General features: G+C 72.3%; 18 protein-coding genes, 1 tRNA gene and 1 pseudogene. 2 read left to right on the top strand and 18 right to left on the bottom strand.

Going from position 1 to position 23,961, the window contains the following annotated elements; translation table 11 throughout:
• The first annotated feature begins 93 nt into the window (after positions 1 to 93).
• Positions 94 to 822 (top strand): hypothetical protein, encoded by a 729-nt coding sequence (locus tag AC067N_RS05135; RefSeq protein ID WP_478677509.1) that lies wholly within the window; start codon positions 94 to 96, stop codon positions 820 to 822.
• A 49-nt stretch (positions 823 to 871) separates the two neighbouring features.
• On the top strand, positions 872 to 3,052 hold the full coding sequence (locus AC067N_RS05130) for a UvrD-helicase domain-containing protein (protein WP_478677508.1): 2,181 nt from the start codon (positions 872 to 874) through the stop codon (positions 3,050 to 3,052).
• A 290-nt stretch (positions 3,053 to 3,342) separates the two neighbouring features.
• Here the strand turns inward: AC067N_RS05130 and AC067N_RS05125 are convergent.
• From AC067N_RS05125 to AC067N_RS05040, 18 genes and pseudogenes are all read right to left on the bottom strand, one after another.
• Positions 3,343 to 3,427, bottom strand: a tRNA-Leu gene (locus tag AC067N_RS05125).
• Positions 3,428 to 3,753: 326 nt separating this feature from the next.
• Positions 3,754 to 3,937, bottom strand: a pseudogene (locus AC067N_RS05120) (succinate--CoA ligase subunit alpha); the annotation flags it as partial.
• A 101-nt stretch (positions 3,938 to 4,038) separates the two neighbouring features.
• Complete coding sequence (locus tag AC067N_RS05115; RefSeq protein WP_478677507.1) at positions 4,039 to 5,082, bottom strand: sugar phosphate isomerase/epimerase family protein; 1,044 nt, start codon at positions 5,080 to 5,082, stop codon at positions 4,039 to 4,041.
• 76 nt (positions 5,083 to 5,158) lie between these two features.
• Positions 5,159 to 6,538: an alkaline phosphatase family protein gene (locus tag AC067N_RS05110; protein ID WP_478677506.1), complete on the bottom strand. Its 1,380-nt coding sequence runs from the start codon at positions 6,536 to 6,538 to the stop codon at positions 5,159 to 5,161.
• Positions 6,535 to 7,704 carry a metabolite traffic protein EboE gene (eboE, locus tag AC067N_RS05105; protein WP_478677505.1) on the bottom strand — a complete coding sequence of 390 codons (1,170 nt, stop codon included), beginning with the start codon at positions 7,702 to 7,704 and terminating at the stop codon, positions 6,535 to 6,537. The genes AC067N_RS05110 and eboE overlap by 4 nt, the downstream gene beginning before the upstream one ends.
• A 3-nt stretch (positions 7,705 to 7,707) precedes the next feature.
• On the bottom strand, positions 7,708 to 8,556 hold the full coding sequence (locus AC067N_RS05100; RefSeq protein WP_478677504.1) for a TatD family hydrolase: 849 nt from the start codon (positions 8,554 to 8,556) through the stop codon (positions 7,708 to 7,710).
• Positions 8,556 to 9,260, bottom strand: coding sequence for an EboA domain-containing protein (locus AC067N_RS05095; RefSeq protein WP_478677758.1), 705 nt, complete (start codon positions 9,258 to 9,260; stop codon positions 8,556 to 8,558). The genes AC067N_RS05100 and AC067N_RS05095 overlap by 1 nt, the downstream gene beginning before the upstream one ends.
• Positions 9,260 to 10,168, bottom strand: a complete 909-nt coding sequence (locus tag AC067N_RS05090) for a sugar phosphate isomerase/epimerase family protein (RefSeq protein WP_478677503.1) — start codon at positions 10,166 to 10,168, stop codon at positions 9,260 to 9,262. The genes AC067N_RS05095 and AC067N_RS05090 overlap by 1 nt, the downstream gene beginning before the upstream one ends.
• Positions 10,165 to 11,520, bottom strand: a complete 1,356-nt coding sequence (locus tag AC067N_RS05085) for an inositol-3-phosphate synthase (RefSeq protein WP_478677502.1) — start codon at positions 11,518 to 11,520, stop codon at positions 10,165 to 10,167. The genes AC067N_RS05090 and AC067N_RS05085 overlap by 4 nt, the downstream gene beginning before the upstream one ends.
• Positions 11,521 to 11,614: 94 nt before the next feature.
• Complete coding sequence (locus AC067N_RS05080) at positions 11,615 to 13,006, bottom strand: ThuA domain-containing protein (protein WP_478677501.1); 1,392 nt, start codon at positions 13,004 to 13,006, stop codon at positions 11,615 to 11,617.
• Between the two features lie 9 nt (positions 13,007 to 13,015).
• The gene (locus AC067N_RS05075; protein ID WP_478677500.1) at positions 13,016 to 15,499 is read right to left on the bottom strand and encodes a PQQ-dependent sugar dehydrogenase; all 2,484 of its coding nucleotides are present in this window, start codon (positions 15,497 to 15,499) and stop codon (positions 13,016 to 13,018) included.
• Between the two features lie 135 nt (positions 15,500 to 15,634).
• Positions 15,635 to 16,639 carry a sugar phosphate isomerase/epimerase family protein gene (locus tag AC067N_RS05070; RefSeq protein ID WP_478677499.1) on the bottom strand — a complete coding sequence of 335 codons (1,005 nt, stop codon included), beginning with the start codon at positions 16,637 to 16,639 and terminating at the stop codon, positions 15,635 to 15,637.
• Positions 16,640 to 16,653: 14 nt separating this feature from the next.
• Complete coding sequence (locus AC067N_RS05065) at positions 16,654 to 17,934, bottom strand: Gfo/Idh/MocA family protein (protein ID WP_478677498.1); 1,281 nt, start codon at positions 17,932 to 17,934, stop codon at positions 16,654 to 16,656.
• Between the two features lie 118 nt (positions 17,935 to 18,052).
• Positions 18,053 to 19,093 carry a substrate-binding domain-containing protein gene (locus AC067N_RS05060; RefSeq protein ID WP_478677497.1) on the bottom strand — a complete coding sequence of 347 codons (1,041 nt, stop codon included), beginning with the start codon at positions 19,091 to 19,093 and terminating at the stop codon, positions 18,053 to 18,055.
• Between the two features lie 36 nt (positions 19,094 to 19,129).
• Entirely contained in the window at positions 19,130 to 20,149 is a 1,020-nt protein-coding gene (locus tag AC067N_RS05055) for an ABC transporter permease (RefSeq protein WP_478677496.1), read from the bottom strand.
• Positions 20,146 to 21,768, bottom strand: coding sequence for a sugar ABC transporter ATP-binding protein (locus AC067N_RS05050; RefSeq protein WP_478677495.1), 1,623 nt, complete (start codon positions 21,766 to 21,768; stop codon positions 20,146 to 20,148). The genes AC067N_RS05055 and AC067N_RS05050 overlap by 4 nt, the downstream gene beginning before the upstream one ends.
• Before the next feature lie 290 nt (positions 21,769 to 22,058).
• Positions 22,059 to 23,240 carry an ROK family transcriptional regulator gene (locus AC067N_RS05045; RefSeq protein ID WP_478677494.1) on the bottom strand — a complete coding sequence of 394 codons (1,182 nt, stop codon included), beginning with the start codon at positions 23,238 to 23,240 and terminating at the stop codon, positions 22,059 to 22,061.
• Positions 23,241 to 23,515: 275 nt separating this feature from the next.
• Positions 23,516 to 23,914, bottom strand: coding sequence for a hypothetical protein (locus tag AC067N_RS05040; protein WP_478677493.1), 399 nt, complete (start codon positions 23,912 to 23,914; stop codon positions 23,516 to 23,518).
• Positions 23,915 to 23,961 lie beyond the last annotated feature (47 nt).

Raw genomic sequence — 23,961 nt, 5'->3', positions numbered from 1 at the left:
CCGGTTGGACGCGCGGAACCCGCACCCGCGAAATGCTTTCCAGCGCATCCAAGACCACTTCGGTAACTCGACGGGGGCGGGGGCGGGGACCAGGTGCCGGAGCCACGGCGGATCGCGGGACGGTACGAGCTGCTGGAGCAGTTCGGCCACGCCGGCAGCGCGGGCGCGCGGCCCGCCGGTGCCGCCGCCGGGCCCGGTCTCCCGCCCGCCGTTCCGGCGGCCGAGCGGGAGGCGCTGCGGGAGCAGATCCGGGAGGTCCACGCGCACTACCGCGCCCTGCTGGAGGAGGAGCGGTACGCGCAGGCCGCCGAGGTGGTGGGCGAGATGATCGAGCCCGCCGCGCGTGCCCTCGGCTCGGAGAACAAGGCGGTCCTCGGGCTGCGCATGCGACGGGCGGTCAGCCGACAGTTGGCGGGCGACCACCGGGCCGCGCTGCCCGAGTTCGAGGCGCTCGCCGACGCCTACGGGCGGGTGAGCGGCCCGGGCAGTGAGGAGGCGCTGGACAGCCGGGCGCAGGCGGCGCGCTGCCGGGGCGAACTCGGCCAGGTGACGGAGGCGTTGGCGGGGCTGCACGACGTCCTCGATGTCGTCCGGTCCGTGGACGGCGACATGAGCGAGACGGCCGTGGAACTGCGGCGCGACATCGGCATGCTGCTGCTCGCGCAGGGCCGGGCCGCGGACGCCTTCGACGTCCTGGAGCCGTTGCACGAGGACTTGTGCATGGTGTTCGGCCCGGACGACGAACTCACCGCCGAGGTCGCCGAGACGCTGGCCGTGATCCGTCTGGATCTCGACGGTGGCAGCCCCGGCTCCTCCTCCTGACCTGGTACTCCGCCCGCATCGCACCCCGCCCGGCCCTTAGGATCCCCTCATGCCGCAGCTCGCCTTCGACATCGGTTTCTTCGCCGAACTCCCCAAGCTTCAGCCGCCGGTCAGGAAGGGCGTGCTGGAGGCGTGGGAGAAGTTCAACCAGCTCACCCTCGATCAGCTCTTCAAGGATCAGGGGCTGAAGCTGGAGAGCCTGACGAACGCCAAGGACAAGCAGATACGGACGATCCGCATCGACCAGTTCTGGCGCGGTGTGGTCCTCGCTCCGCCGACGGGGGACACGTTCATCCTGCTGCGGGTCATGCAGCACGACAAGGCGATCGCCTGGGCGAAGAAGCAGAAGGCCAGCATCAACGAGGTGACGCGGGCCGTCGAGATCCGGGACGCCGCGACCCTGGACGAGCTCACGCCGGCGTACGAGCGGGTCGCGGAGGGCTCCCCGAAGAAGCGGCTGTTCGCCGAGTTCTCCGACGGGGACCTTAAGGCTCTCGGCATCGACGACGAGACGCTGCGGCAGGCGCGGTCGCTCGTCGACAAGGAGCAGTTGGAGGTGTTCGCGCCGCTGCTGCCGCAGGACCAGCGGGAGGTGCTGCAGTACCTCGCCGAAGGGATCCCGATCCAGGAGGTGTGGCAGGACATCGTCGCGCCCGCCCTCCAGGCGTCGACGCAGCCGGTGGACACCCAGGACTACGAGACGGCGATCCGGCACACCCGGGCGCGCATCGCGCTGGTCACGGCGCCGGAGGAACTGCGGGACATCCTGGAGAAGCCGTTCGCGGCCTGGCGGGTGTTCCTGCACCCCTCGCAGCGCAAGGTGGCCTACCGGGCGTCGTACTCGGGGCCGGCCCAGGTCACCGGCGGGCCCGGCACCGGCAAGACCGTCGTCGCCCTGCACCGCGTCAAGCACCTGCTGGGGCACCTGCGCGACGGGGACCGCATCCTGCTCACCACCTACACCAACGCGCTCGTCAACGCGCTCCGCTCCGGCCTCGAGTCGCTGGTGGAGGACCCGGAACTGCGCGAGAAGGTGGACGTCTCGACGGTGGACGGATTCGCCAGCCGGGTCGTCGCAGAGGCGCCGGGCGCGGTGGCTCTGCGGCCACTGATGAACAACGAGGAGGAGAGCCGCTGGGGCAAGGCCGCCAAGGCGACCGGCTTCCCCGGCAGCGCGCAGTTCCTCGCCCAGGAGTACCGGCACGTCATCCTCGCCCAGGACATCCGGAGCCTCGCCGAGTACGAGTCGGCGGACCGGCGCGGGCGCGGGAGCCGGCTGACCGCGGCCGAACGGCCGCTGGTGTGGGAGACAGTGGAGCGGTTCACGGACGGCCTGGCCGCGGACGGGGCCCGGACCTGGCTGCAGACCTGCGCGGAGGCGGCGCGGCTGCTGGCGGAGAAGGGGCCGCGATACCGGCATGTGGTGGTGGACGAGGCGCAGGACCTGCACCCGGCGCAGTGGCGTCTGCTGCGCGCGGCCGTGCCCGCCCGCCCGGACGACCTGTTCATCGCGGGCGACCCGCACCAGCGCATCTACGACTCGAAGGTGTCCTTGAAGTCGCTCGGCATCAAGGTCACCGGGCGGTCGGTGAAACTGCGCAAGAACTACCGCAGCACCCAGGAGATCCTGCGCTGGTCCACCGCCCTGCTCATCGGCCGTCCCATCGCCCAGCTGGAGGACGAGGGCCGCGACGACACGCTGCTCGGCTACCGCTCCGCCCTGCACGGCGACGGGCCTGCCGTGCACGCGGCGGCGGACGAGGACGTCGAACTCGCGGCTCTGGTCGCCCAAGTGCGGACGTGGCTGGATGCGGGCGTCGGCGCCGAGGAGATCGGGGTGAGCACCCGGTTCAACAAGACGTGCGCCAAGGCGGTGACCCACCTCAAGACCGCCGGCATCCCCGCCGTATCGCTGCGGTCCGCCGACGCAGCGGGCGCGGCGGATGCCGTACGGGTCGGAACCATGCACTCGTTCAAGGGACTCGAGTTCCGCTGCGTCGCGGTGATCGGCGCCAACGACGGTGCCGTGCCGTTCGCGAAGGCGGTGACGCCCGCCGAGCTGGACGCCAAGCAGCACGAGACGGACATGATGTCGGAACGCTGCCTGCTGTTCGTCGCCTGCACGAGAGCGCGCGACAGTCTGTACGTGTCGTGGTCGGGCGAGGCGAGTCCGTTCCTGGTGGAGGCGGGGGTGGGGGCCGGTACACCTCTCAAGAGTCCGGCGAAGTGAAGCTTCCCCTTGATCGTGGACACCCGGGGACTGGGGCCTGGGTGGTTCCGGAGGAAGTAGCACCACCAATGCCTGCGCCACGGCTACCAGCCGTCGCGCAGGCATGTCCTGTTTCCGCAGGTGAGGGGCGCAGTACCTGGACCGCCACCGCCTCACCCCTCACCCCTCACCCCTCACCGAGCCGATCACGAGGCCTGAAGGCCCCAGAAACGACGAAATACCGGCGAGTCACATGACTCGACCGGCATTTCGTGAACGCTTCGGGACGATCTTCCGAACGTCCCTGTGAGTGTCCGAGGGGGGACTTGAACCCCCACGCCCGATAAAGGGCACTAGCACCTCAAGCTAGCGCGTCTGCCATTCCGCCACCCGGACTAGGTGTCTGGCGCCTGACCGGGGGTGTTCCCCGCGGCGACATGGACAACAATACCAAGGTTTCGGAGTGGCTTTCACCTGCATATCCGGGCCCCGGGCGGAGCCGCGCGGGCCTCGACGAGCGGGCCGCGCGGCCTTACCGAACGTGACCGGACGATCACGCCTCGGCGCCAGGCAGCGTCCCACAGGTTGAGGACACGGTCGTCCCCGAAGGCCTCGGGGGCGACGGCGAGACAGCGTCGCCAGGCGTCGGGCCAGGGGGTGTGCCGGTCTTCAGGGTGACGTGGCCGGGGGATGTGCCGGCGGAGGTGGCCGCCGGTGCCATGTCAAGAACCGCCTTCGAGGGCGGCCAGGACCAGCCGGGCGGTCTCGGTGGGCGTGTTCCCGACCCGTACGCCGACCGCTTCCAGGGCCTCCTTGGGCTGGGCCGCGCCGGACGAACCGGAACCGGAGACGATCGCCCCCGGCGTGGCCCATCGTCCTGCCCTCGGACGCCGTGAACCCGGCGACGCAAGAGGCGGCCCGACGCCGAGGCGTACGGCAGCGGGCGGCCGCCCCGTGGTCTCACACCACGGGGCGGCCGCCTACTGTCGTTGTCGCGCTCGCTCCGGTCAGCACTTCTCCCGCAGCGAGTGCAGATGCTCGCTGGAGCGGCGGGCGAAGGTGAAGGACTCGGCGGGGTTGTCGTGTTCGGCCTGCCAGTGGTGGGCGAGGCGGTGGCCCTTGAGGCGGGTCACCGCCGAGATGAACTTCTGGTAGTCGATGTCGCCGTCGCCGACGTCCACCATGCGGTAGCCGAAGGGGTTCGACGGGTCGCTCTCGCCGTCCTTCACGTGGAAGAGCGGATAGCGGTTCGGGCGCCTGAGGACGTAGTCGAGGGGCTCGAACGGGGCGGGGGTGCCGTCGGGCCGCTTGGAGAAGCGGAACTGGGCGACGTACGCCCAGAAGATGTCCATCTCCAGGTAGACGAGGCTCGGGTCGGTCTCGCGGAGCAGCACGTCGTAGAGGCGGACGTGCGGCTGGTCCGAGGCGAAGGAGAACTCCTCGGAGTGGTTGTGCTGGTAGAACTTCATGCCGCGTGCCCGGGCCGCCGCGCCGTAGGTGTTGAACTCCTCGGCGGCCCGCTTCATGGCGTCGACGGTGGTGCCGTAGCGGAAGGGGCCCGCGGCGGTGCCGATGTGCTTCAGGCCGAGGGCCTGGGCGTCGTCGAGGACCTTGTCGAGGTTCTGGGCGAAGGTGTAGGCGTTCGGGTCGCTGGAGTAGTAGCCGACATGGCTGCCGATCGGGGTGAGGCCGTGGTTCCGGGCCAGCCGCTTCAGCTGGGCCAGGGTGATCGGGCCCGCTGAGCCCTGGGTGTAGCCCGCGAACTCGACCTCGTCGTAGCCGTACTTCTCCAGCTCGGCGAAGACGGGGGCGAAGCCGAGGGTGGAGACCTTGTCGCGGAGGCTGTAGAGCTGGATGCCGAGGCGGCCGGGCGGCAGGACGGGGCGGCCGCGGCCCTTGCCCGCGGTCGCGGCCTCGGCTCCGGCCGCGGCCTGGGCGGGGGCGGCGGTGCCCAGCAGGGCGGCGACGGTGGCGCCCGCGGCCACGCCGAGCATGCCTCGTCTGCTGAGGCGGTGGGCGAGTTCGGGGTCGGGCTGGTGGGTGCGGCTCATACCGGGGACTCCTCTGGGTGGGAGGGCGTTGTCAGTGGCGGGTGCTTCACTGGTCGTCAGTGGAGGTGCCGGGCTGTCAGGACAGACCGGCCAGTCGGAGCAGCAGTGCTTTCACATCGGTGGCCGCGAGGCGGTCGCCGACGGCACGGGGGGTGGAGCAGATGATGAGCGGACCGTCGTCGTCGCTCACGGGCAGGCGGCCGTGGCTGCCGCGAATAGGTGAGGGGTCCAGCGGCACGACCGCCATGCGGTAGCGCAGCCCGAGCTTCTTGCGGGCCAGTGCCGTGGCCGCCTTGAGCCTCACATACGGGTCGCGCGGGTCCATGAACAGCTCGACCGGGTCGTAGCCGGGTTTGCGGTGGATCTCGACGAGGCGGGCGAAGTCGGGCGCTCGGTCGTCGTCGAGCCAGTAGTAGTACGTGAACCAGGCGTCCGGATCGGCGACTGCGACGAGTTCCCCGGAGCGCGGATGGTCGAGGTGGTGGGCCTTCTTGCCCTCGTCGTCGAGGAGCTGGTCGATGCCGGGGAGAGCCGCGAGGGCTTCTCTGGTGGCGTCCAGGTCCTCGGGGCGGCGGACGTAGACGTGGGCGATCTGGTGGTCGGCGACCGCGAAGGCCCGTGAGGCCATCGGGTCGAGGTACTCCATGCCGTCCTGGGTGTGCACTTCCAGGAGGCCGGCGCGGCGCAGGGCGCGGTTGATGTCGACGGGCCGGTCCACGCGCGTGATGCCGTACTCGGAGAGCGCGACCACGGTGCGGCCCTCGGCGCGGGCTTCGTCGAGCAGCGGTGCCATGGCGCGGTCCAGGTCGGCGGCCGCCTTCAGGGAGCGCGGGTCGTCGGGGCCGTGGCGCTGGAGGTCGTAGTCGAGGTGCGGGAGGTAGCAGAGGGCCAGATCGGGGCGGCGGGTGCGGAGGATGTGGCGGGTCGCGTCGATGATCCAGCGGCTGGAGACGAGATCGGCGCCGGGGCCCCAGAAGTGGAACAGGGGGAAGGTGCCCAATTTCTGGGTGAGTTCGTCGTGCAGGGCGGGGGGCCGGGTGTAGCAGTCGGGTTCCTTGCGGCCGTCGGAGTAGTAGATCGGGCGGGGGGTGACGGTGATGTCGGTGTCGGCGCCCATGGCGTACCACCAGCAGATGTTGGCGACCCTGTAGCCGGGGTGGGCGCGGCGGGCGGCGTCCCACAGCTTGTCCCCGGCGACGAGACCGTTGTGCTGGCGCCACAGCAGGACGTCGCCGAGTTCCCGGAAGTACCAGCCGTTGCCGACGATGCCGTGCTCGGCGGGGAGCGAGCCGGTGAGGAAGGTCGACTGGGCGGCGCAGGTCACGGCGGGCAGGACGGTGCCGAGGGGGGCGCGGGAGCCGGACTGGCCGAGGGACTTGAGGTGGGGCATGTGGTCGAGGAGGCGGGGGGTGAGGCCGACGACGTCGAGGACGAGGAGCGGGGTGGGGGTGTTCACGGCAGCTCCTTCAGTCCGAGATCGGTCAACAGGTCGCGGGCCAGGCTGAGTTCGGCGGCGATGCCGTCGGTGAGGCGGGCCCGGGTGGTGGGGCGCAGCTCCGCGGGCAGGGCCTGCCAGGTGTAGGTCTCGACCTCCAGATGGCGGGTGAGGGGGTGGGCGCCGCCGACCAGGCGGGTGAGGGCGGCCTGGAGGACCGGGAGCGTGGAGGTGAGGGGGGCGGCGGGGGCCGCGTGGAGGGGGACGTGGAAGTGGGCGCGCCACGGGGAGGCGTCGGGGAGGGCGTCGCCGTTGAGGGCCTCGCCGAGGTCGTCGGTGCCGCGCAGACCGGCGGCGGTGGAGGTGCGGGTCTGGTGCAGGAAGCGGGGTTCGTCGAAGGCGGCGAGTGCCTCGCGGACCTCGGGGAGGTGGGGGTGTTCGGCGTGCAGGGCGGCGGAGAGCTGGGATTTCACGAGGGGGACGCGGGCCTGGGCGAGCGCGTCGAGGGCGGTGTGCGGGTCCTCGAAGGAGGTGGCGAGATGGCAGGTGTCGACGCAGATGCCGATGCGGTCGTGGCCGATCGCGGTGAGCGGGCCGATGGCGTCGGCGGTGGTCTCGACGGTGCAGCCGGGCTCGGGTTCCAGGCCGACCCGGATGGAGCGGCCGGTCAGCTCGGCGACGGCGTCGAGGCGCTCGCCGAGGGTGCGCAGGGCCGTGTGGGCGGCCTGGGCCCGGCCGGCGTCGTACGCGGTGCGCCAGGCCAGCGGGAGGGTCGAGACGGTGCCCTCGGTGACGTCGTCGGGGAGGAGCCCGGCGAGGACACGGGCCAGGGAGGTGGTGTGGTCGAGGCGCTCGGGGTCGGCCCAGTCCGGCCGGTACACGCGGTACTTGACCTCCTCGGCGCCGAACCCCTGGTACGGGAAGCCGTTGAGGGTGACGACTTCGAGGCCCCGCCGGTCGAGTGCGGCGCGCAGGCCGCGCAGGGCGGAGGGGTCGGTGATCAGCGCGTCGGCGGCGTCCCTGGCGAGCCACAGGCCGATGCCGAGGCGGTCGCGGCCGAGGCGCCGGCGGACGGGTTCGCAGTGGTCGCGCAGCTGGGCGAGGACGCCGTCGAGGGTCTCGGCCGGGTGCACGTTGGTGCAGTAGGCGAGGTGGACGGTGGAACCGTCGGGGTGGCGGAAGCGCATGGGTCACTCCCCGCCGCGCAGGATGCTGTTGCCCTCGTGGGTGGCGCCGGTCGTGGTGGCGTCGAGGGTGAGACGGCCGCTGAGCCCGTAGAAGGCGACCGGGTTGCGCCACAGGACCAGGTCCACGTCGTCCTCGTCGAACCCGGCGGCAAGCAGGGCGTCGGCCACCCCGCGGGTCTTCAGGGGGTCGCTTCTGCCCCAGTCGGCAGCGGAGTTGACCAGCACCTTCTCCGTGCCGAACGCCTTGATGACGGCGACCACGCGCTCCTCGTCCATCTTGGTGTCGGGGTAGACGGAGAAGCCCAGCCAGGAGCCGCTGTCCTTGGCCTCCTTGACGGTGGTCTCGTTCAGGTGGTCCAGCAGCACCCGCTCGGGCGGCAGCTCGGAGGTCCGCACGACGTCCACGGTGCGGCGCAGCCCGGCCAGCTTGTCGCGGTGGGGGGTGTGCACGAGGGCGGGCAGGCCGTGGTCGGCGGCGAGCTGCAGCTGGTGCTCCAGGGCGAGGTCCTCGGCGGGCGTCATGGAGTCGTAGCCGATCTCGCCGACGGCCACGACCCGGTCCTTGAGGAGATAGCGGGGCAGGTGGTCCAGGACGGGGGTGCAGTTCGGGTCGTTGGCCTCCTTGGGGTTGAGGGCGATCGCACAGTGGTGGGCGATGCCGTACTGGGCGGCGCGGAAGGGCTCCCAGCCGAGCAGGGAGTCGAAGTAGTCGAGGAACGAGGCGGGGGACGTGCGGGGCTGGCCCAGCCAGAAGGCCGGCTCCACGACCGCGCGGACGCCCGCCTCGTGCATCGCCTCGTAGTCGTCGGTGGTGCGGGACGTCATGTGGATGTGGGGGTCGAAGATGCGCATCAGGTCTCCTTGCCGTCGACGGCGGTCTCGTCGGCCGGTGGGGGCGCGGTCAGGGCGAGCACGCGGTGCAGGTCTCCGGGCACGGGACGGCCCGCGGCGGTGCGTTCGTCGGCGAACGCGCCGAGCATGCGGGCCAGTTCGGTGTCGCCGTGGGCGCGGCGGGCCAGATCGGTGATCTCGTCGACGGATACGCCGGTGAAAAGGCACTTGAGGACGGCGTGCCGCCAGTCGTGCGGTCCGAGGTGGCGGGCCCCGTAGGGGCCGAGGGCGGCGGCGACGAGACGGGTGTCGTTGGTGCGCAGGGCGTCCTCGACGAGGGGCAGCGCCTCGGGACCCGGCACCAGGTGGGGCAGCGCGTGGAGCACGGCGCGGCGTTCGTCGGCGGTGCCCTGCCGGTAGACCCGGGTGAGCGCGTCGGTGTCGGCGCGGGCCGCGTCCAGGATCAGGACGCGGGCGGCGTCGGCGTGCTCGGTGCCGCAGCGTCGGCCCGCCTCGGCGAGGCGCAGCTCCCAGACGGAGAGGGGGCCGTGGGTGCCGGGGTGGCAGGCGGCCTCGTCGAGGGCCCGGTCCAGCCACTCCCGGGCGGCACCGTCGAGCCGCGCCCTCAGCAGGCCGCGCAGTTCGGCGGGGGCGGTGCGGGCCGGATGGCCGGGGCGGTCCGCCGGGTCGGCCGGGTCGGCCGGGTTCGGGGGGCGGTGGTGGATCACGAGGTTCTCCCGGGAGGTGCGGCGGCGGGACCCGGCGGCGGCACCGCCGGGCGGCCGGTCGTCCGGTGGAGGAAGGAGAGGGACCGCTCGGCGTGGTGGGGGCCGGCGTGCGAGTGGCGGGGCAGTTCCACGACGGTCAGGCCCCGGTAGCCGACGGCGGCCAGCGCTTCGAGGACGGGCGGGAAGTCGATCTCGCCCTCGCCGAACGGCAGGTGCTCGTGGACGCCGCGCCGCATGTCCTCGATCTGGACGTGGCGCAGCCAGGGCGCGGCGGCGCGGACGCAGTCGGCGGGCGGGAGGGGTTCGAGGCACTGGCAGTGGCCGATGTCGAGGGTGAGGCCGAGGGCGGCCGGGCTGTCGAGGGCCTCGCGGAGGCGGTGGAAGTCGGCGAGCGTGGCGAGGAGGTGACCTGGTTCGGGTTCGACGGCGAGCGGGACCCCGGCGGCGGTGGCGGCGTCGAGGACGGGGGTGAGCGCGTCGGGCAGGCGCTTCCAGGCGGTGTCCGCGTCGGTGCCGGGCGGGGTGACGCCGCTGAAGCAGTGCACGGCGTGGGCGCCCAGGTCGGCGGCGACCCGTACTGCGGTCAGGAGCAGGCCGACCCGGCGGGCACGGTCGTCCGGGTCGGCGTCCAGCAGGGTCGGGCCGTGCTTGCGGCGGGCGTCGAGGACATAGCGGGCGCCGGTCTCCACGGTCACGGCCAGGCCGAGGGCGTCGAGCCGTCGCGCGAGTCGCCGGGTACGGGCCGCGAGGTCGGGCGCCAGCGGGTCGAGGTGCATGTGGTCGAGGGTCAGCCCGACGCCGTCGTAGCCGAGGTCGGCGAGCAGGGCGAGCGCGTCGTCGAGACGGAGGTCGGCGAGACCGTTGGTGCCGTAGCCGAAGGAGAGAAGGGTGGCCTGGGCGGTCATCGGGCCTCACCTCGCGGCTTCGGCTCGCCCTCCGGATCGGGCCCCGGTTCCCGCATCGCGCGGGGCCCCGGTTCCCGCATCGCGCGGGGCCCCGGTTCGCCCACCGGGCGCGGCCCGGGTAGGGGCGCCCGCTCCGGCCCGGCCCACGGCTCGGGCTCCGGCCCGCCCGCCGCCGCCCGCCGTCCGTCCTCCGGTCCGGCGAGGTCCCGGCCTGCGGTCCGCAGCCGCTCCGCGAACCCCGCGAGCGCCGCGTACTGCTCCCCCAGTGCCGCCGGGCCGTGCCCCACGGGGTCCTTGAAGTAGAAGGCCAGCTCGGGCAGCGGGCCCGAGAGGCCCGCCTCGTGGGCGCGGGCGAGGAGGCGGGCCAGGTCGAGGACCAGGGGCGCGGCGAGCGCGGAGTCGCAGCCCTGCCAGGTGGTCTGGAGGACCATGCGGGTGCCGAGGAAGCCGTCGAAGGCGATGTGGTCCCAGGCGGTCTTCCAGTCGCCGAGGGTGGGGACGTCGTCGATGTGGGTCTCGCCCTCGGGGGTAGTGCCGAGGGTGTCGGTCACGACGCGTTCCTTGCCGGCGTTCTTGGCGGCGGCTGCCGCCGGGTCGGCGAGGGCGGCACCGTCGCCGCCGCCGAGGAGGTTCGTGCCGGACCAGGCGCGCACGGTCAGCGCCCGCTGGGCGAACATCGGGCCGAGGACCGACCGGAGGAGGGTCTGGCCGGTCTTGCCGTCGCGGCCCGCCCAGGGCACGCCCGCCGACTCGACCAGGGTCGTCAGGGCCGGGTGGTCCAGGCCCGTCGAGGGGGTGAAGTTGGCGTACGGGCAGCCGGCGCGCAGGGCGGCTGCCGCGTACAGGGAGCTGGGGGGCGGGGCGGTGCCGGTGGGCGCGGGTTCGGTGGAGGCCACGTTCACGACGACGGCGCGGGTGAGGCCCCGGCGCCGTACGAAGTCCTGGAGGTCGGTGGTGAAGGCGTCGATCAGCTCGTCGGGGGTGCGGGTGTCGCCGGGGACGGGGCCGCCGGGCCTGATCTCGCGGTCGGCGGCGGCGAGTTCGGCGGTGACGGCCGCGGGGAGGTCATGGGGCAGGACACCGCCGGCGGCGAGGGCCTCGGCGCGCTTGGGCAGGGGGCAGTCCGCCGTGTCGTGGCCGCCGAAGACGAGGGAGGTCAGGGGCGGGATGCCCGAGCCGGCGAAGAGGGGGGTCTCGGTGACCATGCCCGTGGGGGCGTGCAGGCCCGCCGTGACGGCCGCGCAGCCCGCGACGGCGGTGGTGGCGACGGAGCCGCGGGTCCCGATGAGCCAGACGCCGACGCGCGGCGCGGCACCCGGTGCCGGAGCGGACACGGACGGGGACGCGGACATGGCAGCCTCCTTGTCGAGCACGTGGTGCGGGAACCCGGGATCACCGGGAGGGGAGGCGGCGGGCGGGAGTCCGGCGTCCCCCGCCCGCCGCCGTTCAGTCGCCCGTGGGCGGGGCCGCCGTACCGGCGGCTCCCGCGGGCAGTTCCTTGATCCGGACGTCACGGAAGGACACCCGGTCGCCGGCACCGTGGTTCTGGATGCCGAGGTGACCGTCCCTGAGGCTGCGGGCCGGATCGGTGTTGGTGAAATCGTTGATCTGCACGCCGTTGAGCCAGACGCGGAGGCGTTCGCCCTCCACGCGGATCTCGTACGTGTTCCACTCCCCCGGCGGGTTGAGCGCGCGGTCGCGCCTGCCGATGTCGGCGGAGCGGAAGCCGTAGACGGACCCGGTGGTCCGCTCGGGTACGTCGGTGGCGTCGATCTGGATCTCGTAGCCGTTGTTCACGGCCGACCACGGGTCGTCCGAGGGCGGGAAGCCCACGAACACGCCGGAGTTGTCGTCGCCCGAGGGGCCGGCCATCTTCCAGTCGAGCTTCAGGGAGTACGCCCCGAAGCTCCGGTCGGCGTACCAGAGCATGCCCATACCGCCGGTGGACGTGAGCGTGCCGTCGGCGCCGAGCTCGAAGGAGCCCGGCCCCGCCTGCCGCCAGCCGTCCAGGGAGGTGCCGTCGAAGAGCGGCCGGTAGCCGTTCTCCGGCCGGCAGTCGGCCCGGGCCTCGCCGATCGCCCACCGGATGCCGCCCAGCAGGTGCTGCCGGAAGGCGGGTTCGGCGAACGACTCCTTGGTGTGGCCGCCCCCGGTGTAGAAGGCGCGGCCGCCCTGGTAGTTCTGGCACCAGGCGATGGGATGGTCGCCGTTCATGGTGCCGCCGCTGTACGACGACTCGTCGAGCGAGGCGAGGACATGGGCCCGTTCCCGGGGGTTGGAGCGGTAGTTGTACCACTCGTCCGTGCGGTTCCAGGTCGCGCCCAGTCCGGCGGTCGCCGGGTGGGCGTGGTCCTCGACGTCGACCGTCGCGGGCTGGATCGCGGGGTGCGACTGGAAGTACGCGCCCGCGAGCCCGCCGTAGAAGGCCCAGTCGTACTCGGTGTCGGCGGCGGCGTGGATGCCGACGTAGGCGCCGCCGCGCTTGATGTACCGCTCGAACGCGGTCTGCTGGCTCGTGTCGAGGACGTCGCCGGTGGTGGAGAGGAAGACCACGGCGTCGTAGCGGCCGAGGTTGCGGGTGGTGAAGGCGCCGGCGTCCTCCGTGGCGTCGACCCCGAAGCCGTGGGCGGCGCCCAGTTCCCGCAGGGCGGTGATGCCCTCGGGGATCGAGTCGTGGCGGAAGCCGGCGGTCTTGGAGAACACCAGCACCCGGGCCTGTGCGGAGCCGTGTGCCGGCCCGGTGCCGGCCGCCTCATCCGACACGGCCGGCCCCGAGAGGCAGCCGATCAGCAGGGCGGCGCCGATCGCGGCGGTCCCGATACGTCCGTTGGTTCGCATGGCCGCCCCTCACCTCGTGGTGAACGTGAAGTCGTCCACGTCGAACAGACCGCCGGAGCCGCTGCCCTTGAACACCAGGTGGAGTGTGGTGGTGCCGCTCGGGGCCCGGGTCAGGTTCGCGGTGACGTCCTGGAAGTTCTCCCAGCCGCCGGTGACCGGCACGGTGGTGCTGCCGAGCAGCCGGCCGGTGGGTGAGCCCGCCCGGACCTCCAGCCTGCCGCCCGCGCCGCCGGAGGAGATCCGCGCGGTGATCTTCGTGGCGTCGGACAGGACGTACGGCTTGAAGGAGATCCAGTCGCCGTTGGAGATGTCCCCGACGGTCTTGCCGCCGTGTGCCGTGGCCTTCGACTGGACCGTGATGCCGGAGGAGTCGCCGTAGTGCTCGGCCTGGCGGTGCTTGGGCTGGACCACGTTCTGGTCGTGGGTGGTCAGCGGGGCCTGGCCGCCGCCTCCGCCGTCGGTGTACTCGGCGTCGAAGACGCCGAAGATGTTGGCGTTCTCGTCGTGGCCGCCGTCGGCGCTGGTCTGGATGGTGCCGGTGCAGCCGTTGGCGGAGGTCACCGGGTGGCCGTGGCTGTCGTGGCCGAGGACGAAGGTGACCTTGACCTTGGAGCAGTCGATGGTCCGCCCGTCCTCGGGGTCGCTCACCCGCACCCTGAACGGCACGGCCTCACCGAAGGCGAACAGCTGCCCGTCCTTGGGGAGTTCCAGCGTCACCTTGGGCGCGGTGTTGCCGACGACGATCCGCACGCTCGCGCTGCCGGTGCGCCCGGAGGGGTCCTTCGCGGTGACGGTCGCCGTGTAGGTGCCGTTCTTCTTGTAGGTGTGCGTGGGGTTCGCCGCCGTGGAGGTGCCTCCGTCGCCGAAGTCCCAGCTGTAGGTGAGGGCGTCGCCGTCCTGGTCACCGGTGCCCGCGGAGGAGAAGCGGACCTTGAGCCTGGCCTGACCGGAGGTGCGGTCGGCGGCGGCCTGGGCGACGGGCGAGTGTCCGTCGGTGGCGTTCTCGATGCGGTACAGGGCGGAGTGCTCGTCGCCGCCGAACCAGGAGATGCCGTAGTCGAGGACGTACAGCGCGCCGTCCGGGCCGAAGGCCATGTCCATCACCTGGGTGCCCGTCCACGGCACGTCGGCGATGGACCGCACGGTGCCGTCGGCGTCGCTGGTGATGCGCTTGATCCAGCGGCGGCCGAACTCACCGGCGAAGAAGTCACCGTCGTACGACTCGGGGAACTTCACCGGGGAGTCGAGCGAGGCGTCGTAGTGGTAGACCGGACCGCCCATCGGTGACTCGGAGCCGTCGCCGAACTCCGGTACGGAGCCGCCGTCGTACGGGATCCACGCGGGCTCGGCGGGCGGCAGGTCGGTCAGGCCCGTGTTGTTCGGCGAGGTGTTCTTCGGCGCCGAGCAGTCGAAGGCCGCGCCGGAGGCGCCGGTGGCGAAGTCGTAGTCGACGTAGGCGTCGTTCTTGCCGGTGCAGTACGGCCAGCCGAAGTTGCCCGGCCTGGTCACCCGGGCGAACTCGACCTGTCCGGCCGGGCCGCGCGAGGGGTTGGCGGCGCCCGCGTCGGGGCCGTACTCGCCGACGTAGAGGACTCCGGTCTTCTTGTCGACGCTGAAGCGGAACGGGTTGCGCAGGCCCATCGCGTAGATCTCGGGGCGCGTCTTGTCCGTGCCGGGTGCGAACAGGTTGCCGTCGGGTATGGCGTACGAGCCGTCGGCGTTGACCTTGATGCGCAGGATCTTGCCGCGCAGGTCGTTGGTGTTGGCGGAGGTGCGCTGGGCGTCGAAGGCCGGGTTGCGGGTCGCGCGCTCGTCGATGGGGGTGAAGCCGTCCGACTGGAAGGGGTTGCTGTCGTCACCGGTCGACAGGTACAGGTTGCCCGCCGCGTCGAAGTCGATGTCACCGCCGACGTGGCAGCAGATGCCGCGCGAGGCCGGCACGTCGAGGATCTTCTTCTCGCTGGCCTTGTCGAGCGTGCCGTCGGTCTTCAGGACGAAGCGGGAGAGGCGGTTGACGCCGTCGAAGGGCGCGAAGTCGGCGGCGGTGCCGGTCTCGGGGGCGTCCCCGGCGGGGGTGTCCAGCGGGGGCGCGTAATAGAGGTAGATGAAGCGGTTCTCGGCGAAGCCGGGGTCGACGCCGATGCCCTGGAGGCCCTCCTCGTCGTGGGAGTACACATCGAGCTTGCCGGCGAGCCTGGTGTTGCCGGCCGCGTCGGTCAGCCGCAGCTCGCCGTCGCGCGAGGTGTGCAGCACCGAGCGGTCCGGGAGGACGGCGAGGGACATGGGCTCCCCGACCTCCGGTTCGCCCTTGGCGAGGGTGACCTGCTGGAAGTCCTCGGCCGCGGCCCGTGGGGCGGCCTCGGCCGCGGCGGGCGCGGTCAGCGAGAGCGAGGTACCCGCGAGCAGCAGACCGCTCAGCAGTGCCAGGGGCCCGCGGACTCTCCGGCGCCTGAAGGGGCTGGTGGGGTGTCTGTTGTCGTCGTACGGGTGCACGAAGGGCCTCCAAGGAGGGGCTGGTCGTACGGACGTGTACGGGTGTGTGCGGTACGCCGGGGTGCGCCGTCACCCCGGGGACACGGCCGGGCCGTGGCGGCCCGGCCGGACAGATGGCCGAATGGTGTACTGCGCCTAGTCGTTGCCGCCGAACGCCGCGTCGAAGGAGGCGGACGGCGGTTCGAAGTCGAACGCCTTGAGGCGGGTGAGGGCTTCTGGGGCGCCCTGGAGCCGGTCCATGCCGGCGTCCTCCCACTCCACGGAGATCGGGCCCTGGTAGCCGATCGAGCGGAGCATCCGGAAGACGTCCTCCCAGGGGACGTCGCCGTGGCCGGCGGACACGAAGTCCCAGCCGCGGCGCGGGTCGCCCCAGGGCAGGTGCGAGCCGAGGCGGCCGTTGCGGCCGTCGAGGCGCTTGCGGGCCTCCTTGCAGTCGACGTGGTAGATCCGGTCGCGGAAGTCCCACAGGAAGCCGACCGGGTCGAGGTCCTGCCACACGAAGTGCGAGGGGTCGAAGTTCAGGCCGAAGGCGGGGCGGTGGTCGACCGCCTCCAGCGCCCGCTGCGTCGTCCAGTAGTCGTACGCGATCTCGCTGGGGTGGACCTCGTGGGCGAACCGCACGCCCTCGGCGTCGAAGACGTCGAGGATCGGGTTCCAGCGCGTCGCGAAGTCGTCGTAGCCGCGCTCGATCATCGACTCGGGCGCGGGCGGGAACATGGCCACCAGGTGCCAGATGGCGGAGCCGGTGAAGCCGATCACGGTGTCGACGCCGAAGGCGGCCGCCGCCCGCGCGGTGTCGGCCATCTCGGCGGCGGCCCGCTGCCGGACGCCCTCGGGTTCGCCGTCGCCCCAGATCCGGGCGGGCAGGATGGCCCGGTGGCGTTCGTCGATGATGGCGTCGCAGACGGCCTGGCCGACCAGGTGGTTGGAGACCGCCCAGCACTTGAGGCCGTACTTCTCCAGCAGCTGGTGGCGGGAGTCGATGTACGACGGGTCGGCGAGCGCCTTGTCGACCTCGAAGTGGTCTCCCCAGCAGGCGAGTTCGAGACCGTCGTAGCCGAAGTCGCGGGCGAGGCGGCAGACCTCTTCGAGGGGCAGGTCGGCCCACTGGCCGGTGAAGAGCGTGAAGGTGCGCGGCATGGTGCGGGGCCTCCTCAGACCGCTGTGGGGGTGTAGACGGAGTTCTTCTCGGCGCTCTCCTCGACCGCCGCGAGCACGCGCTGCACCTGGAGTCCGTCGGCGAAGGACGGTTCGGGCCGCTCGCCCGCCGCGACGGCGTGGACCAGGTCGCGGGCCTGGTGGACGAAGGTGTGCTCGTAGCCGAGGCCGTGGCCCGGCGGCCACCAGGCGTCCAGGTAGGGGTGGTCGGACTCGGTGACGAGGATGCGGCGGAAGCCGGCGCGGGCTCCGGGTTCGGTGTGGTCGTGGTAGGAGAGTTCGTTGAGCCGTTCCAGGTCGAAGGCCAACGAGCCGCGCTCGCCGTTGAGTTCGATGCGCAGGGCGTTCTTGCGCCCGGTGGCGAAGCGGGTGGCCTCGAAGGAGGCGACCGCGCCGGAGGCGAAGCGGCCGGTGAACAGGGCGGCGTCGTCGACCGTGACGGCCCCGCGCGCGGTGGAGCCGCCGGCCGACGCCAGGCCGCTGGACGCCCCGGCGGGCAGGGGGCGTTCCCGGACGAAGGTCTCGGTGAGCGCCGAGACCCCGACGACCGGCTCCCCGGCGAGGTACTGCGCGAGGTCGACGATGTGCGCCCCGAGGTCGCCGAGCGCCCCGGACCCGGCGGACTCCTTGCGCAGCCGCCAGGTCAGCGGGAACTCGGGGTCCACGAGCCAGTCCTGGAGGTACGTCACCCGGACGTGGCGGAGGGCGCCGAGCCGCCCCTCGGCGACCATGCGCCGGGCCAGCGTGGTGGCGGGCACCCGGCGGTAGTTGAAGCCGACCATCGCCAACTGGCCGCGCTGTTGTGCCTCTTCGGCGGCCGCCACCATCGCCTCCGCCTCCTCGACGGTGTTGGCGAGCGGTTTCTCGCAGAGCACGTGCTTGCCCGCGGCCAGGGCGGCGAGGGCGATCTCGGCGTGGCTGTCGCCGGGGGTGCAGATGTCGACGAGGTCGATGTCGTCGCGGGCGACGAGGGCCCGCCAGTCGGTCTCGGTCGTGGCCCAGCCGTGCCGGTCGGCCATGGCCCGCACGGCGTCGTGGTCCCGGCCGCACACCGCGGCGAGCACCGGGCTGAGCGGCAGGTCGAAGACCCGTCCGGCGGTCCGCCAGCCCTGCGAGTGCGCGGCCCCCATGAAGGCGTACCCGACCATGCCGACCCGCAGCGGCGGTTTGCCGACCCCGCCGGCGATCCCGGCGGGCCAGGTCCCGGTACCGGTGCCGGCTCCCGGGGCCTCTGCCTCCTCCGCCTCGGCCTGGTCGGGCTGCTGCGGCTGTCCCATGCGTGTGTCCTCCTCGTGGTCGCGGCGCGGTGGGGGGTCGGGCCCGACGCGGAACCCCGGGGGCCGCGGCTGCCGGCTCCCGGTGGTCGTCCGGGTCAGGCCCGTCCGGCGGGAGTCGTCACTTGAAGCCGGTGGACATGTACTGGTCGACGTTGTCCTTGTCGACGACGGCCGAGTAGAGGGTCAGCGAGGACGGGATCTCGAACTCGGCGAGGCCTCCGACGCCCTTGCTCTGGCCGAGCGCGCGGGCGAGGTCGATCGCGGAGGCGGCCATGGTCGGCGGGTACAGGACGGTCGCCTTGAGGACGCCGTCGTCCTTCTTGATGGCCTGGAAGGCGGAGAGGGCGCCCGCGCCGCCGACCATGAGGAAGTCGTCGCGTCCGGCCTGCTCGATGGCGCGCAGGGCGCCCACGCCCTGGTCGTCGTCGTGGTTCCACAGGGCGTCGAACTTCGACTGCGCCTGGAGGAGTTGGGCCATCTTGGCCTGCCCGGACTCCACGGTGAACTCGGCGGCCTGGCGGGCGACCTTCTTGATGTTGGGGTAGTTCTTCAGCGCGTCGTCGAAGCCCTGGGTGCGCTGCTTGGTGAGCTCCAGGTTGTCGAGGCCGGCGAGTTCGATGACGCGGGCGTCGGACTTGTCCTTGAGCTTCTCGCCGATGTAGTGCCCGGCGTTGAGGCCCATGCCGTAGTTGTCGCCGCCGATCCAGCAGCGGTAAGCCTGCGGGGAGTTGAAGATCCGGTCGAGGTTGATGACCGGGATGCCGGCGCGCATCGCCTTGAGGCCGACCTGGGTGAGGGCCTTGCCGTCGGCGGGCAGGACGACCAGGACGTCGACCTTCTTGTTGATGAGGGTCTCGATCTGCCCGATCTGCTGGGCGGTGTCGTTGGAGCCCTCGGTGATCTCCAGGGTGACGTCCTGGTACCGCTCGGCGCGGCTCTTGGCGTTGTCGTTGATGGCGTTGAGCCAGCCGTGGTCGGCCTGGGGTCCGGCGAAGCCGATCGTCACTTCCTTGCCGGGCTTGTCGTCGGCGGCGGGCTGGTTGTCGGCCGCCGCGTTGTCACCGTCGGTCTCATTGCTGGTGCAACCGACGAGGAGGGCGCCGGCCGAGACGGCGGCGGTCCCGAAGAGCAGTCCTCTGCGGCTGGGGAACTGTGGCATGGCGGTGGACCTTTCCGGTGGGGGCTCTTCGGTGTGTCAGGTCGTGCTTGCCGTGCGTCGCTGGACCAGGACCGCGGCGACGATGATCGCGCCCTTGGCGATCTGCTGGACGTCGCTCTGAAGGTTGTTCAGCGCGAAGATGTTGGTGATCGTGGTGAAGATCAGGACGCCGAGCACGGAGCCGGTGATGGTTCCCCGGCCGCCGGTGAGCAGCGTGCCGCCGATGATCGCGGCGGCGATGGCGTCGAGTTCGTAGAGGTTGCCGTTGGTGTTCTGGCCCGAGCCGGAGAGCACGATCAGCAGGAACGCGGCGATGCCGCAGCAGAGCCCGGAGAGGAGGTAGAGGTAGAGGCGCTGGCGGCGGACGTCGATGCCCGCGAGCCGGGCGGCCTCCGCGTTGCCGCCGACGGCGACGGTGCGCCGGCCGAAGGTCGTGCGGTTCAGCACGAGCCAGCCGATGACCGTCACGACCGCGAAGACGAGGACCAGCGGCGGTACACCGAGGACATACGCGTCGCGCTCGCCGAGGTCGAGGACGCCGTCCACGGTGACGATCTGGGTCTTGCCGTCGGTGATCTGGAGGGCGAGCCCGCGGGCGGAGGCGAGCATGGCGAGCGTCGCGATGAAGGGGACCATCCCGCCGTACGCGATGAGCAGCCCGTTCACCAGGCCGCACCCGACGCCGACGATCACGGCGGTGAAGAGGATGCCGGCGAAGCCGTACTCCTGGGTGGCCACCGTGGTCGCCCAGACGGAGGCCAGGGCGACGATCGCGCCCACCGACAGGTCGATGCCGCCGGAGGTGATGACGAAGGTCATGCCGACGGTGACGACACCGATCACGGAGGCCTGGGTGAGGACGAGTTGGAGGTTGCGGGTGTCCAGGAACTCGTCGGGCCTGGTGATGCCGCCGATGACGACCAGCGCGGCGAGGACACCGAGGAGGGAGAGGGTGCGGACGTCGGCGCGGAAGAGGACGGTGCGCCAGGCGGGCGGTCCTGCGACGGGGGTCGCCTTGTCTGTTCCGTCGCGGGGCGGGGACGCGTGCTGGGTCATGACGCCGGCCTCCCTTCGCCGGCCGCCGGGCCGTCGGCACCGGTCACCGGGCCTGCCGCGCCGGTCGCCGGGCTGCCCGGGCCGGCGGGAGTGGCTGCACTTGCCACGGGGCTTCCTTCCATCACGAGGTCGAGTACGCGGTGTTCGTCGAGTTCACGGGCGGGGGCGGTGTGCACGACCCGGCCCTCGCGCAGGACGAGCACCCGGTCGGCGAGGCCGAGGACTTCGGGCACCTCACTGGAGACCAGCAGGACGGCCAGGCCCTCGTCGGCGAGGCGGCGCACCACCGCGTACAGCTCGGCGCGGGCGCCCACGTCGACGCCCCGGGTCGGCTCGTCCAGCAGCAGTACCCGGCAGCCGCGCAGCAGCCAGCGGGCGAGCACCGCCTTCTGCTGGTTGCCGCCGGAGAGGGTGCGGACCGGTACGGCCGGGTTGTCGGGGCGCAGGGACAGCTCGCGCGTCGCGGCGCGCGCGGCCCGGAACTCTGCGCCCCGGTCGATCCAGCCGACGCGGGCGAAGCGGGACATCGTCGACACCGAGACGTTCCTGGTGACCGACTCCAGCATCAGCAGGGCCTGCGCCTTGCGTTCCTCGGGGGCAAGTCCGAGCCCGGCGCGTACGGCGGCCCGTACGCTGCCGGTCCGCAGCGGCCGTCCGTCGACGCGGACCTGCCCCGCGGAGGGTTTGCGGGCGCCGTAGATCGTCTCCAGGATCTCGGAGCGTCCGGAGCCGACGAGACCGGCGAGGCCCACGATCTCCCCGGCCCGGACGTCCAGGTCGAGTGCCTCGAACTCCCCTTCGCGGGCCAGCCCTCGGACCTCCAGGACGGGGGCGGCGGTCGCCGGCGGCTCGGGCGGCCGGTCCGGGAAGACGTACTCGACGTTCCGGCCGGTCATCAGGGCGACGACCTCGCGGGTGGGCGTCGACTTCGCGGGCAGTCCGCCCGCCACGGCCCGCCCGTCCTTCAGTACGGTCACCCGGTCGCCGATCCGGCGGATCTCCTCCAGGCGGTGCGAGATGTAGACGACGGCGACCCCGTCGGCGGTGAGGTCCCCGACGATCCTGAACAGGTTGTCGACCTCGTCGGGGTCGAGGGCGGCGGACGGCTCGTCCATCACGATGAGGCGTACGTCGTGGGAGAGCGCCCGCGCCATGGAGACGATCTGCTGCTGGGCGGCGGACAGTTCACCGACGAGGCGGGCCGGGTCGATCTCCGGGTGCCCGAGCCGCCTCAGCAGAGCGGCGGTGGACGCCCGCGCGGCCTTGCCCCGTACGACGAAGCCGGCGGCGGTGGGCTCATGTCCGAGGTGCACGTTCTCGGCCACGGAGAGGTGCTCGACCAGGTCCAGTTCCTGGTAGATGGTGGCGATGCCCAGGCGCATGGCGGCGATCGGCGACCTGAGGGTGACGGGCTCCCCCCGCCAGGTGATGGTGCCTCCGTCGGGCTGGTGGGCGCCCGCGAGCACCTTGATCAGGGTGGACTTGCCGGCGCCGTTCTGGCCGAGCAGGCAGTGGACCTCTCCGGCCTGGACGTCGAGGTCGACGCCGTCGAGGGCCCGGACGCCGGGGAACGACTTGGTGATGCCGGACATGGTGAGCAGCGGTAATTCTGGTGCCATGAGTTCCCCTTGGCGGGCGTGCGGGCCGGTTGCAGGGCGAATCAGCCTGCGGAGCAGGCGTGTTCGGGCAGGGCAGGGCAAGGCAGAGCAGAGCAGGACGAGGCGGAGCAGGGCGGAGTGCTGTGCGGCGTGCGGCTCGGTACGCGGTGCGGTGGTACGGCGTGCTGCGCGGTGCGGTGGTACGGCGTGCGGCTCGGTGCCGGGTGCGACCCGGCGCGGTGGGCGGCTCGGTGCGGGGTGCCGTGCGGAGGGCCTGGGCTGGTGGTCCTCGGTGCTGACGAACGGAGTGGCTACGCGGGTGAGAACAGGTGGTCGCTGATCAGGCGGGCCGCGCCGATGACTCCGGCGGCGGGGCCCAACTCCCCGAGGACGATGGGCAGGTTGCCGGTCGCGAGGGGCAGGGACTGGCGGTAGACCTGGGTACGGATGGCGGCGAGCAGGGTGTGGCCGAGGCCGGTCACTCCGCCGCCGATCACCACCAGGCCGGGGTTGAAGAAGCTGACGAGTCCGGCGATGACCTGGCCGGTGCGGTTGCCGCCCTCGCGTATCAGGTCGAGGGCGGTGGCGTCACCGGCGGCGGCCGCGGCGGCGACGTCGACGGCGGTCAGGGTGCCGTTGGTCTCCAGCCGGGAGGCGAGTTCCACCGAGAGGCCCTGCTGGGCGGCCTCCTTGGCGTCGCGGGCGAGCGCGGCGCCGCTGAAGTGGGCCTCCAGGCAGCCCCGGTTGCCACAGGCGCAGGGGCGGCCGTCCGGTACGGCCAGGATGTGGCCGATGTCGCCGGCGCTGCCCGTCGTCCCGCGGTGGACCTCGCCGCCGGCGACGATGCCGCAGCCGATGCCGGTGCCGATCTTGACGCAGAGGAAGTCGCCCACGGAGCGGGCCACGCCCGCGTGCTGCTCCCCCATCGCCATCAGGTTCACGTCGTTGTCGACCATCACCGGGCAGCCGAGTTCCTGGCTGAGCGCCTCCCGCACCGGGAACCCGTCCCAGCCGGGCATGATCGGCGGGGCCACCGGGATGCCCTCGGGGAAGCGGACCGGTCCGGGGACGCCGATGCCGGCGCCGTCGAACCCTTCCGCGAGCCCCGAGGCCCTCAGCTTGGCGGCCATGGAGAGGACCTGCTCGAAGACGGCGACGGGGCCGTCCCGGACGTCCATGGGCTGGTTGATGTGGCCGAGGACCTCCAACTCGGCGTTGGTGACGGCGACGTCGATCGAGGTCGCGCCTATGTCGACGCCCAGGAAACGGAGTTGGGGGGCGAGCCGGATGTTGTGCGAGCGCCGGCCGCCGCGGGAGGCGGCGAGTCCGTCGGCCACGACCAGACCCGTCTCCAGCAGCCGGTCCACCTCGACGGCCAGCTTCGACCGGGAGAGGTCGACCCGGTCACCGAGCTGGGCGCGGGAGTGGGGTCCACCGTCCCGCAGCAGCTTCAGCAGCCGTGCCTGGTGCGCGTTCGCGGGACGAGCCGTCATACGTCTCACGAGCCCCTCCCCGCCTCAACCGGCCTGTGTCCGCTGGGTTCCGGCCACCTCAGTGTGGCTTGCTTTCGCAGGGAACGTAGCAGCGGTCACCACGACTGGGAAGAAGTTGAGCACAGATTGCCGCCAACTTTCTCCACTCGCAGGACAAAGAAGGTGCGCAGAGCCGGGCGAAGGGGCGCGAAGCCACCACCGGCGGGCCGACACCGTCCGGATCGCGGTACGCCGATTCGACGGGAACGGCCTCGGACGCTCGCGCATCTCCGCGGTCAGAGCACCGATGACGCGTACAACGCGTCGAACATGTCGCAGAGTTCGCCGGCGTCGATCGGGTCGATCTCCATCTGCAGGCGGCACACGTCGTCGTCCCCGTTGGGAGTCAGACGCACGAAGAAGGCGAAACCGCCCCGGACGGGCTCGGCCCTCAGCCTCAGCGGATTGTTGCGGCCGGGAGTCACCGCCACCGAGAAGGGACTGGCCGACGGAGCCCGTAGACGGGAGAGCATCCGTGCGGCGAAGCCAGCCGTCTCTTCTTTGGTGAGGGTGGCGACGAAGTCGGCCTTCAGGCACGAGCCCCAGTCGGCGGACACTCGCCAGGCGTCTCCGCCCGCGTGGGCGAGCTCCAGCCATGCGCTGTCGCAGCCGAGGCGGATCCCTGCCTCTTCCATCGTGATGCCCTCCCCGCCCCAGGAGATCAGATCCTACGACCGTGCCG

It is taken from the genome of Streptomyces sp. NPDC042364, assembly GCF_056437585.1.
The sequence above is the reverse complement of the archived record's forward strand: the minus strand, read 5'-3'. Positions and strand labels throughout refer to the sequence as shown.

Excerpts from the sequence above, each read along its gene's own strand:
- AC067N_RS05130 (WP_478677508.1), top strand. The coding sequence starts at position 872 with ATGCCGCAGCTCGCCTTCGACATCGGTTTCTTCGCCGAACTCCCCAAG.
- AC067N_RS05115 (WP_478677507.1), bottom strand. The coding sequence starts at position 5,082 with ATGAGCCGCACCCACCAGCCCGACCCCGAACTCGCCCACCGCCTCAGC.
- eboE (WP_478677505.1), bottom strand. The coding sequence starts at position 7,704 with ATGCGCTTCCGCCACCCCGACGGTTCCACCGTCCACCTCGCCTACTGC.
- AC067N_RS05100 (WP_478677504.1), bottom strand. The coding sequence starts at position 8,556 with ATGCGCATCTTCGACCCCCACATCCACATGACGTCCCGCACCACCGAC.
- AC067N_RS05090 (WP_478677503.1), bottom strand. The coding sequence starts at position 10,168 with ATGACCGCCCAGGCCACCCTTCTCTCCTTCGGCTACGGCACCAACGGT.
- AC067N_RS05085 (WP_478677502.1), bottom strand. The coding sequence starts at position 11,520 with ATGTCCGCGTCCCCGTCCGTGTCCGCTCCGGCACCGGGTGCCGCGCCG.
- AC067N_RS05080 (WP_478677501.1), bottom strand. The coding sequence starts at position 13,006 with ATGCGAACCAACGGACGTATCGGGACCGCCGCGATCGGCGCCGCCCTG.
- AC067N_RS05070 (WP_478677499.1), bottom strand. The coding sequence starts at position 16,639 with ATGCCGCGCACCTTCACGCTCTTCACCGGCCAGTGGGCCGACCTGCCC.
- AC067N_RS05065 (WP_478677498.1), bottom strand. The coding sequence starts at position 17,934 with ATGGGACAGCCGCAGCAGCCCGACCAGGCCGAGGCGGAGGAGGCAGAG.
- AC067N_RS05060 (WP_478677497.1), bottom strand. The coding sequence starts at position 19,093 with ATGCCACAGTTCCCCAGCCGCAGAGGACTGCTCTTCGGGACCGCCGCC.
- AC067N_RS05055 (WP_478677496.1), bottom strand. The coding sequence starts at position 20,149 with ATGACCCAGCACGCGTCCCCGCCCCGCGACGGAACAGACAAGGCGACC.
- AC067N_RS05050 (WP_478677495.1), bottom strand. The coding sequence starts at position 21,768 with ATGGCACCAGAATTACCGCTGCTCACCATGTCCGGCATCACCAAGTCG.
- AC067N_RS05045 (WP_478677494.1), bottom strand. The coding sequence starts at position 23,240 with ATGACGGCTCGTCCCGCGAACGCGCACCAGGCACGGCTGCTGAAGCTG.
- AC067N_RS05040 (WP_478677493.1), bottom strand. The coding sequence starts at position 23,914 with ATGGAAGAGGCAGGGATCCGCCTCGGCTGCGACAGCGCATGGCTGGAG.